General features: G+C 60.0%; 13 protein-coding genes. 4 read left to right on the top strand and 9 right to left on the bottom strand.

The genetic code is table 11. From position 1 onward, the window contains the following. The first annotated feature begins 152 nt into the window (after positions 1 to 152). A complete protein-coding gene (gene erdR / locus ACA059_RS25385) occupies positions 153 to 800 on the top strand; it encodes a response regulator transcription factor ErdR (protein WP_046046272.1) in 648 nt (215 codons plus the stop codon). A 79-nt stretch (positions 801 to 879) separates the two neighbouring features. Further along, positions 880 to 1,242: a diacylglycerol kinase gene (locus tag ACA059_RS25380; RefSeq protein WP_008010143.1), complete on the top strand. Its 363-nt coding sequence runs from the start codon at positions 880 to 882 to the stop codon at positions 1,240 to 1,242. Here ACA059_RS25380 and ACA059_RS25375 read toward each other — a convergent pair. Continuing rightward, a complete protein-coding gene (locus ACA059_RS25375) occupies positions 1,239 to 2,165 on the bottom strand; it encodes a LysR family transcriptional regulator (RefSeq protein WP_008153977.1) in 927 nt (308 codons plus the stop codon). The genes ACA059_RS25380 and ACA059_RS25375 overlap by 4 nt on opposite strands. 150 nt (positions 2,166 to 2,315) lie before the next feature. Here ACA059_RS25375 and fpr point away from each other — a divergent pair, with 150 nt between their 5' ends. After that, on the top strand, positions 2,316 to 3,095 hold the full coding sequence (fpr, locus tag ACA059_RS25370; RefSeq protein WP_030127957.1) for a ferredoxin-NADP reductase: 780 nt from the start codon (positions 2,316 to 2,318) through the stop codon (positions 3,093 to 3,095). A 167-nt stretch (positions 3,096 to 3,262) separates the two neighbouring features. Here the strand turns inward: fpr and tsaA are convergent, their stop codons facing one another. The 6 genes from tsaA to rimO all read right to left on the bottom strand — a co-directional run bounded on the left by tsaA (position 3,263) and on the right by rimO (position 8,443). Further along, positions 3,263 to 3,964: a tRNA (N6-threonylcarbamoyladenosine(37)-N6)-methyltransferase TrmO gene (gene tsaA / locus ACA059_RS25365; protein WP_095128069.1), complete on the bottom strand. Its 702-nt coding sequence runs from the start codon at positions 3,962 to 3,964 to the stop codon at positions 3,263 to 3,265. Between the two features lie 160 nt (positions 3,965 to 4,124). Further along, positions 4,125 to 4,895, bottom strand: a complete 771-nt coding sequence (locus ACA059_RS25360; RefSeq protein WP_497631424.1) for an SDR family oxidoreductase — start codon at positions 4,893 to 4,895, stop codon at positions 4,125 to 4,127. Positions 4,896 to 5,031: 136 nt separating this feature from the next. After that, complete coding sequence (locus tag ACA059_RS25355; protein ID WP_056739223.1) at positions 5,032 to 5,502, bottom strand: YehS family protein; 471 nt, start codon at positions 5,500 to 5,502, stop codon at positions 5,032 to 5,034. A 75-nt stretch (positions 5,503 to 5,577) separates the two neighbouring features. Next, positions 5,578 to 6,288, bottom strand: a complete 711-nt coding sequence (locus ACA059_RS25350; RefSeq protein ID WP_223433015.1) for an rRNA pseudouridine synthase — start codon at positions 6,286 to 6,288, stop codon at positions 5,578 to 5,580. 219 nt (positions 6,289 to 6,507) lie between these two features. Next, positions 6,508 to 6,981: a GNAT family N-acetyltransferase gene (locus ACA059_RS25345; RefSeq protein WP_134101705.1), complete on the bottom strand. Its 474-nt coding sequence runs from the start codon at positions 6,979 to 6,981 to the stop codon at positions 6,508 to 6,510. Between the two features lie 124 nt (positions 6,982 to 7,105). Then, positions 7,106 to 8,443, bottom strand: a complete 1,338-nt coding sequence (gene rimO, locus ACA059_RS25340; RefSeq protein ID WP_064676142.1) for a 30S ribosomal protein S12 methylthiotransferase RimO — start codon at positions 8,441 to 8,443, stop codon at positions 7,106 to 7,108. Positions 8,444 to 8,891: 448 nt separating this feature from the next. On the opposite strand from rimO, the gene ACA059_RS25335 reads away from it, so the two are divergent. Next, positions 8,892 to 10,793 (top strand): potassium transporter Kup, encoded by a 1,902-nt coding sequence (locus tag ACA059_RS25335; RefSeq protein WP_497631423.1) that lies wholly within the window; start codon positions 8,892 to 8,894, stop codon positions 10,791 to 10,793. Positions 10,794 to 11,051: 258 nt separating this feature from the next. Here ACA059_RS25335 and ACA059_RS25330 read toward each other — a convergent pair whose 3' ends face one another. Together ACA059_RS25330 and mprF are read right to left on the bottom strand one after the other, a co-directional pair. Beyond that, on the bottom strand, positions 11,052 to 12,347 hold the full coding sequence (locus ACA059_RS25330; RefSeq protein WP_497631422.1) for a virulence factor family protein: 1,296 nt from the start codon (positions 12,345 to 12,347) through the stop codon (positions 11,052 to 11,054). Next, entirely contained in the window at positions 12,347 to 14,989 is a 2,643-nt protein-coding gene (gene mprF / locus ACA059_RS25325; protein WP_497631421.1) for a bifunctional lysylphosphatidylglycerol flippase/synthetase MprF, read from the bottom strand. The genes ACA059_RS25330 and mprF overlap by 1 nt, the downstream gene beginning before the upstream one ends. Positions 14,990 to 15,045 lie beyond the last annotated feature (56 nt).

The following is a 15,045-nucleotide window of genomic DNA, read 5'->3' as shown; positions in this document are numbered from 1 at the left end:
GGCGCCGATTAGGGCGCGGCCAAAGTTTGATACGCCGTATTCTTTACGTGACTGAGCTACGTGGTAGCCACGTGATTGGCGTTGAACGTGCCCTGTTGGTGCAGCTCCGTGGCTGTACCTCGAGTTGTTTGAAAAACAGGATCATTTGAAAAATGGCCACATACGAAATCCTGATTGCCGATGACCACCCTCTTTTTCGTAGCGCCCTGCATCAAGCGTTGACCCTGGGCCTGGGCCCGGAAGTCCGTCTGGTGGAAGTGGCAAGCATTGCCGAGCTGGAAACCCGTCTGGACGAGAAGTCCGACTGGGATCTGGTGCTGCTGGACCTGAACATGCCGGGGGCCTACGGTTTTTCAGGGCTGGTACTGTTGCGCGGTCAGTATCCGCAGATTCCGGTGGTCATGGTGTCGGCCCAGGAAGAAGCCTCGATCATGGTGAAGTCCCGTGAATTCGGCGCCAGCGGCTTCATCCCAAAATCCAGTGATCTGAGCGTCATCCAGAAAGCCGTACGCGCGGTGCTCGATGGTGATGTGTTCTGGCCACCTCAGGCGTTCGAGGCGGTCAGCGTTTCCGCCGAAGCGAAGGCCGCCAGCGAAGGCCTTGCGAGCCTGACGCCTCAGCAGTTTCGTGTTCTGACCATGGTCTGTGAAGGCTTGTTGAATAAGCAGATTGCCTACGAGCTGAGCGTTTCCGAAGCGACGATCAAGGCCCACGTGACGGCGATTTTTCGCAAGCTGAATGTGCGGACCCGGACCCAGGCGGCGTTGCTTCTGCAACAACTTGAGTCAATTTCGAGCTAATCAGGCGCGGCTCGTTCACGCTTTTTTGACTTTGCTTACTCTAGCTTTCCCACTTCCTTTTTGGTCAGTTGCCTACTTTATGTCACCTTTCAAAGGCCAAACCGGCCTCAAACGCATCCTCAACGCCTCCGGTTATTCGCTGGACGGTCTGCGCGCAGCCTTTACCGGCGAAGCGGCCTTTCGGCAATTGGTATTGCTCAACGTGATATTGATCCCGCTGTCGTTCTTCCTGAACGTCAGTCGTGTCGAGCAGGCGTTGTTGATTGCAGTGTGTCTGCTGGCGTTGATTGTCGAATTGCTCAATTCGGCAGTGGAAGCGGCCATCGACCGCATTTCCCTTGAATTGCACCCGTTGTCCAAGAATGCCAAGGACATGGGCAGCGCCGCTCAGTTCGTAGCCTTGAGCATGATCGCGCTGGTCTGGGCAGTCATCCTGCTCTAAGCGATGGTGGGCAGAACGATCTCGTCGCTGCGCTGAACCCCGGCGGTGAAAGCGCGGCACAGGTCGAGGAATTCACGCATCGCCGACGTCTGATATTTCTGTTTGTGCCAGATGAAATAGAACTGCCGCGCCAGATCCAGATCCGGCGTCTCCACCGGCACCAGGCTGCCGCGGCGGAACGCGTCGCGTAGCGCCAGACGCGAAATACAGCCAATCCCCAACCCGGACTCCACGGCACGCTTGATCGCTTCGGTGTGTTCCAGTTCCAGTCGGATATTCAGCGAGCTGCGATGGTGACGCATGGCCTGGTCAAAGGTCAGACGCGTGCCAGAGCCCTGTTCCCGCAGAATCCAGGCCTCATGGGTCAGCTCTTCCATGGTCGCCGTGCCGCGCTTGGCCAGTGGATGCTGGGGCGCGCAGAACACCACCAGTTCATCCTCGACCCAGCTCTGCACTTCGATGTCCGGATGGCTGCAGTCGCCTTCGATTAGACCCAGATCAATTTCATAGTGGGCGACCTGCTGCACAATGTTGGCAGTGTTCTGCACGTGCAGCTTCACCTGGCTTTCCGGATGGCGCTGCATGAAGCTGCCGATCAGCAAGGTGGCCAGATAATTTCCGATGGTCAGGGTCGCGCCGACCGCCAGAGAGCCGAATCCCGACTTGCCATTGAGCAAGTCTTCGATTTCTTTGGACTGGTCGAGCAGCGCCACCGCTTGCGGCAACAACTGTTTGCCGAGGGCGTTGAGGCTCAGCCGTTTGCCGGCGCGGTCGAACAGCTGACAGCTGGACTGACGCTCTAGCTCGGTGATCGAGGTGCTCGCCGCCGATTGCGAGAGGTTGAGCAGACCCGCAGCACGGGATACGCTTTCCTGCTGGGCGACGGCGACGAATACTTGAAGTTGACGGAGAGTAAATCGCATATCGATATAACCGATAACCCTTATCTTAATAATCCAGTTAACAGATATTGTCGCTGCCATTAGAATGCGATGCAATTGCGCACAGCAGCTCATTTTTCGCAGAGCAGGCGCAGAGCATGCGCAGACAAAATCTCCAGGAGTCCCACGTACATGAGCAACATGAACCACGAGCGTGTCCTCAGTGTTCATCACTGGAACGACACTCTGTTCAGCTTCAAGTGCACCCGCGACCCGGGCTTGCGCTTCGAGAACGGTCAGTTCGTGATGATCGGCCTGCAACAGCCCAACGGCCGGCCGCTCATGCGCGCTTACTCGATTGCCAGCCCGAACTGGGAAGAGCATCTCGAGTTCTTCAGCATCAAGGTGCCTGATGGCCCGCTGACTTCGCAGCTGCAGCATCTGAAGGAAGGCGACGAGATCATCATCAGCAAGAAGCCTACCGGCACGCTGGTGCTGGATGACTTGAAGCCTGGCAAACATTTGTACCTGCTCAGCACCGGTACCGGTCTGGCGCCGTTCATGAGCGTCATCCAGGACCCGGAAACCTACGAGCGTTTCGAAAAAGTGATCCTGTGCCACGGCGTACGGTACGTCAACGAAGTCGCTTACCGCGAGTTCATCACCGAGCACTTGCCGCAGAACGAGTTCTTTGGCGAGGCCCTGAGTGACAAGTTGATCTACTACCCGACCGTGACCCGCGAGCCGTTCGAGAACGAAGGTCGCCTGACCGACCTGATGCGCAGCGGCAAGCTGTTCAGCGACATCGGTCTGCCACCGATCAACCCGCAAGACGACCGCGCCATGCTGTGCGGCAGCCCGAGCATGCTCGACGAGACCAGCGAAGTGTTGAACAGCTTCGGCCTGAAAGTGTCGCCGCGGATGCGCGAGCCGGGTGATTACCTGATCGAGCGAGCGTTCGTCGAGAAGTAAGTACACGCAGCACCGAAAAGCCCCCATTGCCTGTGCAGGCAATGGGGGCTTTTTTATGTTCAATGCAAACCTTGTAGGAGCTGTCGAGTGAAACGAGGCTGCGATCTTTTGATCTTGTTTTTAAAAGTAACATCAAAAGATCGCAGCCTCGTTTCACTCGACAGCTCCTACAGGTTGGAGGCGGGGATGACTTCCAGGACACGGATTACCCCGGCTTCGGGATAGTGCCAGCGCACGTCCAAGTCCCAGAACTGCGCGCCGTATTCCCGTTCGGGTGTAGGAATCTGGTACGCCGGACGTGGGTCTTGTGCCAGGCATTGCTCGATCAACTCCACCAGCGGTTCTTCAAGGCGCTGAGCGTGGCTGTGAGCCTGCTGCAGCGCTGAATCCGTCCACTGCACGGGGATCAACTGCGGCGCGGCGCTAGCGATGCTGTTGGAGGCCGTATCGATGATGTCGGCGTAAGGCACGTAGGGTTTGATGTCGAGAATCGGCGTGCCGTCCAGCAGGTCGATGCCGGATATCCACAGGCGATTGGCTTCAACCTTGTCCAGCTTTACCACGGATTGGCCGATGCCATTGGGCCGATGCGTCGCGCGGGTGGCGAACACACCCATGGATTTGTTACCTCCGAGACGAGGAGGGCGGACTTTCAGTCGTGGCTTTTCTTCCAGGGCCTGGTGAAACAGGAACAGCAGCCACACGTGGCTGACCTGTTCCAGACCTTGCACCGCATCGCCCTGATCGAACGGCGCCACCAGTTCCAGCACGCCGCGAGCGGCCGGTGCCAGTTGTGGCTGGCGCGGGATGGCGAACTTCTCCTTGAAACAGGAGCGCACAAAGCCGATGGGGGAAACGCTGTAGGTCATGGTCTGGGGTCGAGGCGGGGTGTGGGCGGGCATGATAACCCGAGCAGCCGCAAGACCGGTGGTGCCAGTAAGTCCGTCATCGCGGGCAAGCCACGCTCCCACATTTGAAATGCATTCCCCTGTGGGAGCGTGGCTTGCCCGCGATGGCCGCGCCGCCGATCTAAAGGCTAAACCCGCCATCCAGCGGAATGATATTCCCGGTCATATAAGCGCCGGCCGTGCTCGCCAGACTGATCGCCAGCGCCGCCATCTCTTCCTCCCGGCCCCAGCGTTTCATTGGAATCAATGCCGTGTCGTCGGCCAATGCCTGCTCATCATTGCCGATGTGCTGCGTCATCTTGCTCGGAAAACGCCCCGGTGCGATGACGTTGACGTTGATGTGCTGGCTCACCAGCTCCCGCGCCAGAATCCGTGACAGTTGGTGCAGGGCCGCTTTACTCGGCCCATAGGCATAAGCCTGCTCGCCGAAGGACGAAATTCCCGCCACTGAACCGATATTGATAATTCGCGCCGGATTCGCTGCCGAACCGGCCTTGCGCAGCAGTGGCAAAAACTGCTGAATGCAGTTGAACACCGAGGTCACGTTCAGCTGCATGACCTTTTCCCAGCCCTTGACCGGGTAGCTCTCCAGCGGCGCACCCCACGTGGTGCCTGCGTTGTTCACCAGAATATCCAGATGAGTGATCTGCTCGCCCAGTCGCGTAGCCAGTTGAAGTACGCCTTCTTCGGTGGCCAGGTTGGCCGCCACTCCGTGGCAACGACCGAATGCGCTCAATTCATCAGCCGTTTGCTGACAGGCTTCGGCATCCCGGGCGCACACGTACACGGTGGCACCAGCCTCGACATAAGCCTTGGCGATCATTTTTCCGATACCACGGGTGCCGCCGGTCACCAGAGCGGTGCGGCCTTGCAGGGAAAAGTACGGGTGCATGGCGAATCCTGAGAGCTGAGGGTCAATACACCCTAGTCGTCAGCCGCCGGAAGCGGAGCCACTATTTTTGCGAGGAATGAGGGTCTATACAGCCTGGCCTTGCGCTGCAAGTTTGCAGCTCAAGGCCGGCGGGCACTTACTGCGGACGCACGCGCAGGGTCAGGCCCTTGAGGAAGTTGCGCAGCAACTGGTCGCCGCACGGGCGGTAGTTGGTGTGGCCGAACTTGCGGAACAGCGCGCTCAGCTCAGGCTTGGACACCGGGAACTCGGAGGCCTTGAGAATCGCGTGCATGTCGTCTTCTTTCAGTTCGAAAGCCACACGCAGTTTCTTCAGGATGATGTTGTTGGTCACCGGCACTTCGATCGGCTGCGGCGGACGGCTTTCGTCCTTGCCGCGCTTGAAGGTCACCAAGCCGTCGAGGAAATGCGCCATGACTTCATCCGGGCAGCGTACGAAGCCTTCCTCGTCTTCCTCTTTCTTGTCGAGGTACGTCACCAGGTCTTCCAGGGTCACGTCCATGCCGCCGAGCTTGATGATCTCGATGACTTTCTTGTCGCTGATGTCGAGCATGTAGCGCACGCTGCGCAGTACGTCGTTATGAATCATGGTGTGCAATCCTGATATTCAGCAGTGGGCGCCGCATAAACAGCGGCGCCAAAATGTGTGACGGCGTGAAAAGTCTTAGAACTTCTCTTTGCCGGACAGGTAACGCCATTGCCCCAACGGCACTTTACCGATGGACACGCCGCCAATGCGGATGCGGCGGATGGCGACAACCTTCAGGCCTACGGCCTGGCAGAACAGGGCGATGACGCCCGGTTGTGGGTTCTTCATCGCAAAACGCAGGCGGTTTTCGTTCTGCCAGCTGGCTTTGACCGGCGGCAGTTCTTTGCCCTTGTAGGTCAGGCCGTGGTTCAGGCGGTTGAGGCCATGAGCCACCATGTCGCCTTCAACTTCGACCACATACTCTTGCTCGATCTTGGCGGAGTCGGCAGTGAGTTTGCGCAGGATCTTCCAGTCCTGGGTGAACACCAAAAGACCGCTGGCGTTGGCCTGCAAGTCGGTGCTGGCGGTCAGGCGCAGGAAGTGGCCCTTGAGCGGACGTTTGCTGAAGCGGTGTTCTTCGCTCAAGGTCTCGGCGCTGATTGTTGCCATGGCCGTTTCCGCATTCATGCCCACGGGCACGTTCAGCAGGATGGTCACCGGTTCCGGCGCAGTGGCCTTGGCTTCTGGATCAAGCTCGACTTTCTGGTTCTCGACCTTGAACTGCGGCTCGTCGATGACTTCACCGTCCACGGTGACCCAGCCGCCCTCGATGAACAGCTCAGCCTCCCGACGGGAACAGCCGACGAGTTCGATGAGGCGTTTGGAGAGACGAATCGGGTCAGTCATGACAGGGCCGTAACAAAAAAGGGGTGGGCATTGTACCTGCCTGGCGCCGGTTAATCGCGGGTCCATTTGCGCCGTGTGGCTTTTTGTGGGAGCGGGCTTGCTCCGGGCGGCGTTCCGACGAAAGCGCTAGATCAGTCAATTTCTCTGCTGAATGACCCACCGCATTCGTCGGAACGCCGCCCGGAGCAAGCCCGCTCCCACATTTTGTTCCGTGTTGTGTCAGCCGTTGCGCGTACGTTGTTGTGCCTGACGCAAACGCATATGCAGCAACGGATAAGGCTGGCCCATGCCATCGACTTCCGAACGGCCAATCACCTCGAAGCCCTGTTTGAAGTAGAAACCCAGTGCCTGCGGGTTCTGTTCGTTGACGTCCAGTTCATCGGCATTCAGGTGTTCCATCGCATAGCGTAGCAACTGCTTGCCCAGGCCCTGGCCGCGGTGAGCCGGGTCGATGAAGAGCATTTCGATCTTGCCCGCAGCGACCCCGGCGAACCCGGTGATGCGCTGGCGCGGGTCTTTGGTGCAGATCAGCATCACCGCATCGAGGTAGCGCGTCAGCACCAGGTTCTTCAGCAGCTCGATGTAGCTGTCCGGCAGAAAGTCATGGGTGGCGCGCACCGAGGCTTCCCAGACCTGAGTGAGTTCTTCGTAGTCGCTCTGTTTCGGCGTGTGGATGACCGAATGTTGGCGCATGGTCGGCTGCTCCTTTTTTAATAGCCGTTTCTGTGAATGTTGAGAATCCTTTCCTCACAAAACGATAGACGTAAAAAAGCCCCGCATCTCGTCAAGAGAGCGGGGCTTTTCGTATTTTTTGCGTTTAGATCTGTTCAGCCCACAGGTCGTATTCGTCGGCGTCGGTCACTTTGCACCAGACTTTATCGCCTGGTTTCAGGTTGCTGCCGTTGTCGATGAACACGTTGCCGTCGATTTCCGGGGCATCGAAGAAGCAGCGGCCGACCGCGCCTTGCTCGTCGACTTCATCGACCAGTACTTCGATTTCACGGCCAACACGCATTTGCAGGCGAGCCGAGCTGATGGCTTGCTGGTGCGCCATGAAGCGATCCCAGCGGTCTTGCTTGACGTCGTCCGGCACGATGGCCGCGTCCAGCAGGTTGGCCGGTGCGCCTTCGACTGGCGAGTACTGGAAGCAGCCGACGCGGTCGAGCTGCGCTTCGGTCAGCCAATTCAGCAGGTACTGGAAGTCTTCTTCGGTTTCGCCAGGGAAGCCGACGATAAAGGTCGAACGGATGATCAGGTCCGGGCAGATTTCGCGCCAGTTCTTGATGCGCGCCAGGGTCTTGTCTTCGAAGGCCGGGCGTTTCATCGCTTTCAGGACTTTCGGGCTGGCGTGCTGGAACGGGATGTCCAGGTACGGCAGGATTTTCCCGGCGGCCATCAGCGGAATCAGCTCGTCGACGTGCGGGTACGGGTAAACATAGTGCAGGCGAACCCAGACGCCGAGGGTGCTCAGGGCTTCGCAGAGTTCGGTCATGCGGGTTTTCACCGGCGCGCCGTTCCAGAAACCGGTGCGGTATTTCACGTCGACGCCGTAGGCGCTGGTGTCTTGCGAGATCACCAACAGCTCTTTGACGCCGGCCTTGACCAGGCGCTGGGCTTCGTCGAGTACGTCACCGACTGGACGGCTGACCAGTTTGCCGCGCATCGACGGGATGATGCAGAAGCTGCAGCTGTGGTTGCAGCCTTCGGAAATCTTCAGGTAGGCGTAGTGGCGCGGGGTCAGCTTGATGCCTTGCGGCGGCACCAGGTCGATCAGCGGGTTGTGATCCTGGCGCGGTGGCACGGCGTCGTGCACGGCGTTGACCACCTGCTCGTACTGCTGCGGACCGGTCACGGCCAATACGCTTGGGTGCACCTTGCGAATATTGCCTTCTTCGACGCCCATGCAGCCGGTCACGATGACCTTGCCGTTTTCCTTGATGGCTTCGCCGATCACTTCCAAAGACTCAGCCTTGGCCGAGTCGATGAAGCCGCAGGTGTTGACCACCACGACGTCAGCGTCCTGATACGTGGACACAACGTCATAGCCTTCCATACGCAGCTGGGTAAGGATGCGCTCGGAGTCGACCAGTGCTTTGGGGCAACCCAGGGATACGAAGCCAACCTTTGGATTGGCCGGCGCGGGAGTGGTGGACATGTCTAACCTCGGTATTTGTGACGCCTCCAGCCGAAGACGGCAAGGCGACAGACGGGCGCTTACGTCCTGTCTCGTGAATACGCTGTTTTTTGACGAGTGACTGTTGTTGCCAGGCAAGGCGCCGCGCCGAGCCATAGCTGGCTATGGCGAGAAGCGGCAACGCAGCATGGCGACAACAGGCGCCGTCAAAAAGCAGCAGTGATTCGCGAGACAGGACGTTTTCTGCGCCTCTGATCAAAAAGTGCGCAATTCTAGCGATGAGAGGCGCACTTGACCAGCTTTATGCAGGGAAATACGACGAGTGCTGCGCTATGCTTCGCGCCGTTACGCTTTACCGATTTTTTACAGTCAACAAAACGTCTGTAACGTGAAGTAAAACGGTGCATGCTGCACGGCAAAGCATAGTGCTTCTTATAAGAAGTCCGGGTCTGAGTAGTAGGAGTGGTGGATGGGTCAGGCAAGTAGTCACGCGGCGGGCGCCGAGCATTCGGCGGCGAAGCCGATCGGCATGCTGGTCGCGGCGGTCGGGGTGGTTTATGGCGATATCGGCACGAGCCCGCTGTACACCCTCAAAGAAGTGTTTTCCAGTGCCTATGGCGTGCCCGTCAATCATGACGGGGTGCTGGGGATTCTGGCGCTTATCTTCTGGTCGCTGATCTGGGTTGTGTCAATCAAGTACATGATGTTCGTCCTGCGCGCCGACAACCAGGGCGAAGGCGGGATCATGGCCTTGACCGCCCTGGCTCGGCGGGCGGCGGCCGGGCATCCGAAGTTGAGGGGGTTCCTGGTGGTCTGTGGGCTGATCGGCGCGGCGCTGTTCTACGGCGACAGCATGATCACCCCGGCGATTTCCGTGCTCTCGGCGATTGAAGGCCTGGGGCTGGCATTCGACGGCATCGACCATTGGGTGGTGCCGCTGTCGTTGGTCGTGCTGGTGGCGCTGTTCCTGATTCAGAGTCACGGTACCGCGCGGATCGGCATTTTGTTCGGGCCGATCATGGTCACCTGGTTTGTGGTGCTGGGGGCGCTGGGTGTCTATGGCATTCTGCAGCACCCGGAAGTGTTGCACGCGATGAACCCGATGTGGGGCGTGCGCTTCTTCATGGACCACCCGGGCATGGGCGTGACGATCCTCGGCGCGGTGGTGCTGGCGTTGACCGGTGCCGAAGCGCTGTACGCCGATATGGGCCACTTCGGTCGCAAGCCGATCGCTCGCGCATGGTTCATCCTTGTGCTGCCGGCACTGGTGCTGAACTACTTCGGCCAAGGTGCGCTGCTGCTCGGTGACCCGGAAGCCGCTCGTAACCCGTTCTACCTGTTGGCACCAAGCTGGGCGCTGATTCCATTGGTAGGATTGTCGACCATGGCCACGGTAATTGCCTCCCAAGCAGTGATTTCCGGTGCGTTCTCCCTGACCCGTCAGGCGATCCAGCTCGGTTACATTCCACGCATGCACATTCGGCACACTTCCAGCGCCGAACAAGGCCAGATCTACATCGGCGCGGTGAACTGGGCGCTGATGGTCGGCGTAATCCTGTTGGTGCTGGGCTTCGAGTCCTCCGGCGCGCTGGCCTCGGCTTACGGCGTGGCCGTGACAGGCACGATGCTGATGACCACCGTCCTGGTGTCGGCGGTGATATTGCTGCTGTGGAAATGGCCACCGGTCCTCGCGGTTCCGCTGTTGCTCGGTTTCCTCTTGGTAGACGGTCTGTACTTCGCTGCCAACGTGCCGAAAATCATTCAGGGCGGGGCGTTCCCGGTGATCGCCGGTATCGTGCTATTTGTGCTGATGACCACCTGGAAACGCGGCAAGCAATTGCTGGTCGATCGTCTCGACGAGGGTGGCTTGCCGCTGCCGATCTTCATCAGCAGCATCGCCGTGCAACCGCCGCATCGCGTTCAGGGCACCGCCGTGTTTCTGACCGCGCGCCCGGACGCCGTGCCCCATGCGCTGTTGCACAACCTGCTGCATAACCAGGTGCTGCACGAGCAAGTGGTGCTGCTGACGGTGGTGTACGAAGACATCCCGCGAGTGCCGGCATCACGGCGTTTCGAGGTCGACTCCTACGGCGAAGGTTTCTTCCGGGTGATCCTGCACTTTGGCTTCGTCGACGAGCCGGATGTGCCGCAAGCGCTGAAGCTGTGTCATCTCGATGACCTGGACTTCAGTCCGATGCGCACCACCTACTTCCTCAGCCGCGAGACGGTCATCGCTTCCAAACTCGAAGGCATGGCCCGCTGGCGTGAGGCGTTGTTCGCCTTCATGTTGCAGAACGCCAACGGCAACTTGCGCTTCTTCAATCTGCCGCTGAACCGGGTGATTGAACTGGGGACGCAGGTAGAGATGTAAGCCACAACAAAAAGCCCCCGTTGCCATCATGGTGGTAGCGGGGTTTTTTTTGTGTCCGAACGCACAACTTGAAGGCGATGGAGATCCAATGTGGGAGCGGGCTTGCCCGCGAAGGCGGCGTGTCAGTCGATATCAATGGTGGCTGTCAGTCCGTCTTCGCGAGCAAGCCCGCTCCCACAAGGGGTTTGAGGGGTTGGCTGGAATGAAAAAGCCCCCGTTACTGTGAGGTAACGGGGGCTTTTATGTGAGCTCCTCAGATCACTCCTGAGCCGTCTCACCCTTGGCTTGTCGCTTCTCGATGATGTCCACCAACCGCTGCGCCAGTTTCGGATAGTTCTCGTCGAAGTGATGGCCGCCAGGCAGTTTCATCGCTTCGCCCACCGCGGTCTTGTCGGTGCAGCCGCTCTCGTCGACTTCTTCTTCACCGTAGATGCACACCACTTTCTCCGGCGGCAGCTTGGCCATTTCCGGGCCGGTGGCGGCTTCTTTGCCGGCGTTGCCGAGCCAGCCTTCGACTTCGATTTCGAAGCTGCCGGTGCGGGCGAAGGCCAGGAGGATGATCGCGTCGACCCGTTGCTGTTCCGACGGCTCCAGGCGGTTGTAGATCGCCGGCAGAACGTCGGCGCCGAACGAGTAACCGGTCAGGATGAAGCGCTTGGTGCCCCATTTCTGCCGGTAGTGCTGCATCAGCTCGGCGAGGTCCAGGGCGCTTTGCTCCGGGCTCTTGTGTTGCCAGTAGTAGCGCAGGGTGTCGATGCCGACGACCGGGTAGCCGATCTTCGCCATCTCGCCCGCTACGTCGCGGTCAAGGTCGCGCCAGCCGCCATCACCGGACAGGAACAGGGTCACGGTGTCCTTGGCTTGGCCGGCGGGCACTTCGACCACCGGGATCTGCAAGCCGCCAGCAGCTTTATCGCCGCCAACGAGGATCTTGCGCAGTTCGTTGTTCAGCACTTGCGGCAGGTTGATGTCGTAGTCGCTGATGCTGGTTTCGGCGTTGGGTTGGTCGCGCACGAAGCCGGCGCTGGTGTCGTCCGGGTTGTCGTTCCAGGCCACCAGCCAGTGCCCGTGAGCGGCGCTTTTCGGTAGCAGGTGGGTGCAGCCGGGTTTTTCCAGGGCCAGGTCCACCGAGACGGCTTGAGCCTTGTCGTCCTTCTGCTCGGACAACCAGCGCCACGCCAGCACGGCGCCAGGGCCGATGCCGCTGACCAGGGTTGCCGGGCCTTTGAGTTCTCTCAGGGCCGATTGCAGGGCGCGACTTTGCAGCAGGCAGTCTTTGGGCAAGATCACCTGAACAATCTGCGCCGAACCGGTGCGGCTCAGGGTCATCAACTGTTTGTTGCTGAGCTTTTGGTCTTCATTGACCGCCACCAGCACCTGGGCGCGTGGCGTGTCGCCGGGGATGACACGGGTCATCGCGGCGCCATCGGCCGGCGTCAGCTGTTCGAGGGTCGGTTCGGGCGCCGGGCGTTTCAGGTACCAGTAACCGCCACCGAGAATCAGGGCCAGCACTACCAGTGTGGCCAGTACGTACCGCAAGGAGCGTTGAATCATCAGCGTTTCACCAATCCAGTCAAGCCGCCCGCAATCAGGGCAGCAGTGTCGGCCAAGGCAACCAGCGGATCGAGTCCGGCGGGCACGGCCATATAACGGGGTTCCCAGTCAGGCTGGAATTTGTCTTTGAAGCGGCGCAAGCCTTGGAAGTTGTAGAGCTGCTCACCACGGCGGAAAACCATCGAGCCCAGACGCTGGGTCAGTGGTGCGCCACGACGGGGTTGCAACCCCGACAACGGCACCATGCCCAGGCTGAAGCGCGCGTATCCATGATTTTTATAATGTTGAATCAGGCCGACCATCATGAACTCCATGGTCAACTTGGGGGCATCCGGGTGCGCGCGCATCAGGTCGAGGCTGGCCAGGTCATGGCCGTAAGTCTCGAGCAAGTTGGCGAACGCCACCGGGCGTCCTTCGAAACGAATCACCGCGACGCGGAAATGTTTGAGGTAGTCATCGCTGAAGCGGCCGAGCGAGAAGCCTTTCTCGCGCACGTTCTTGCCGGTCAGCCAGGCATCGGAAATCACCTTGAGCTCATCCATCGGCGCTTGCCCCGGATCAAAGATCTCCAGCGACAGGCCATCGCGAGTGCCGCGGTTCCAGGTGTAGCGCAGGTCTTTCATCTCTTTGCCTTTGGCCTCGAGATCAAAGCGAAGCAGATCGACCCGGGCTTCTTCGCCGAGCTTGATCGCGGTCAGGCCGATGTCCATGTAGTACGGCAGGTTCTCGGCGCGCACTTGATAGAACACAGGACGGGCGTGGTGGATGTCGCAAAGGTCGCGGAACTGCCAAATCATTTCCGCCCGTTGCTGGGTCGGGCCGATCGGGTCATACAAGGCCACCAGGCTGCGACCACGGCGGGCGTACATCAGGAACGCCTCGTCGTTGGGGTGAAACAGCAGCGCCTTGTCACCGGTCAGGGCGAGGCCACCATCCGGTTGTGCGGAGGCCATGAGGATCTTTACCGCGCGGTCCAGTTCATCGGGCGTTGGCAGATGGATCACCGGGCGTGCGGTGCGCAGCAGCCAGGTCAGGGACACCACCACCAGCAACACCGCGGCGCCGAGCAGCGAGCGCAAGCCACGCGGGGCATCGGCGTCGAGGGTGAACTGCCACCAGAGCTGATGGCTGTACGGGACGTCCTGATAGGCGAACAGCAGCAGCCAGATCGACGCACCCAGTACGCACAGGCTGGCCACCAGATACAGCGGCGAGAACGGCACCTCGGTCAAACGGCTGGGGCGATAGAACGAGCTGCGGAAAACCCCCAGCAGGCTCGCAGTCAGCGTCAGCAAGCAGGCTTCTTCCCAGTCGAAGCCCTTGAGCAGAGAGAGCAGGGCAGCGACCAGCAACAAGATGGTGGTCAGCATCCAGGCGGCCGACAGTCGGCGGCGCAGCCCTTGAGCCAGCAGCAAGCAAAGCACGCCGATCAGGCTGGCACCGAAGTGCGAGGCGTCGACCAGTCGATGCGGGATCAGAAAACCGATGTGTTCCAGGCGTGTGTCGATTTCCGGGGTGGCACCGGAGAACAGCAGCACTACGCCGGACAGAAAGACCAGCACCGCCAGAATCGGCGCGGCGAGGCCGGACGCAACCCTTAAGGACTGTCGCGATTGAAACAGGCGCTGACCTTCGTTGATTAGCAGGAATACGCAGGCCACCAGCAATGGGAGCACGACGTAGATCAGGCGATAGAGCAGCAGCGCGGCAGCGAGTGGCGCGGCGCCGAGTGTGTTGGAGAAGGCGGCCAGCAGAATCGCTTCGAATACTCCGACGCCGCCGGGAACGTGGCTGAGCACCCCGGCGGCCAGGGCCAGCAGGTACACCAGCAGGAACGCGCCGAAGGGCGGTGCTTCAGGCAGCAACAGATAGAGCACAGTCGCCGCGGCGGCTACGTCCAAGGCAGTGATGATCAGTTGCAGGAACGTCAGGCGTCGGCCCGGGAGGCGCAAGGTGCGGCGTCCAACCTTGACCAGCAAGTTGTCGGGATAAGGCTGTTCTGGCAGGCGGCGACGGTAGATGCCGATGGCCAGTACGCTGAAGAGCAGCAAAACGGCCACAGCGATGACACCCAGCAACGTCTGGGACAGACCCAGGGCGGCAGAGGCGCCAGGCAGGTTGCTGAGGGTGGCGAGGGCGGCCAGTGGGGGCAGGGCGCAGCCGAGCGAGAGGCTGGCGAACAGCGTCATGTGAGCGACTTCAGAAGCGCCCAGACCATGACGTGCATATAAACGGTAGCGAACCGAGCCCCCTGAGAGCATCGAAAGGCCGATGGCATTGCCGATGGCGAATGCGGTGAACCCACCCAGGGCCAGGATTCGCGGCGCCAGGTTCACGCCCGCGTAGCGGCTGGCCGACCATTCGTAGCCCAGCAGGATAATGAAGCCGACCACGGTCGCGCCCAGCGCGCCCAATAATGCCGGTTTCGGAACGTCGAGAATCGAGTCGTGCAGAGCGTACAGATCGAGTTCGCTCAGCAGGTGGCGACAGGCAATCAGCGCGATAGCGAACAACAGCAAAGTGACTGCCAGGCCGATGGGCTGGCGGTATTTGCTGATTCGATCAAGCAAGCGCAGACGCTCGGCCTTGATCGGTTGTGTCGCTGTGACGGTGTCTTGTGGATCAGACGAGTTGGCGCGCATCAATCACCTCTTGGATTGTGCGCGACAGGATGGGGGTATCCAGCCAAGTTACCAAT

This window comes from Pseudomonas sp. LBUM1647, assembly GCF_059716175.1.
This window is presented reverse-complemented; position numbering and strand designations above follow the sequence as displayed.

Coding starts and splice junctions, on each gene's coding strand:
- erdR (WP_046046272.1), top strand. CDS start 153: ATGGCCACATACGAAATCCTGATTGCCGATGACCACCCTCTTTTTCGT.
- ACA059_RS25380 (WP_008010143.1), top strand. CDS start 880: ATGTCACCTTTCAAAGGCCAAACCGGCCTCAAACGCATCCTCAACGCC.
- ACA059_RS25375 (WP_008153977.1), bottom strand. CDS start 2,165: ATGCGATTTACTCTCCGTCAACTTCAAGTATTCGTCGCCGTCGCCCAG.
- fpr (WP_030127957.1), top strand. CDS start 2,316: ATGAGCAACATGAACCACGAGCGTGTCCTCAGTGTTCATCACTGGAAC.
- tsaA (WP_095128069.1), bottom strand. CDS start 3,964: ATGACCTACAGCGTTTCCCCCATCGGCTTTGTGCGCTCCTGTTTCAAG.
- ACA059_RS25360 (WP_497631424.1), bottom strand. CDS start 4,895: ATGCACCCGTACTTTTCCCTGCAAGGCCGCACCGCTCTGGTGACCGGC.
- ACA059_RS25355 (WP_056739223.1), bottom strand. CDS start 5,502: ATGATTCATAACGACGTACTGCGCAGCGTGCGCTACATGCTCGACATC.
- ACA059_RS25350 (WP_223433015.1), bottom strand. CDS start 6,288: ATGACTGACCCGATTCGTCTCTCCAAACGCCTCATCGAACTCGTCGGC.
- ACA059_RS25345 (WP_134101705.1), bottom strand. CDS start 6,981: ATGCGCCAACATTCGGTCATCCACACGCCGAAACAGAGCGACTACGAA.
- rimO (WP_064676142.1), bottom strand. CDS start 8,443: ATGTCCACCACTCCCGCGCCGGCCAATCCAAAGGTTGGCTTCGTATCC.
- ACA059_RS25335 (WP_497631423.1), top strand. CDS start 8,892: ATGGGTCAGGCAAGTAGTCACGCGGCGGGCGCCGAGCATTCGGCGGCG.
- ACA059_RS25330 (WP_497631422.1), bottom strand. CDS start 12,347: ATGATTCAACGCTCCTTGCGGTACGTACTGGCCACACTGGTAGTGCTG.
- mprF (WP_497631421.1), bottom strand. CDS start 14,989: ATGCGCGCCAACTCGTCTGATCCACAAGACACCGTCACAGCGACACAA.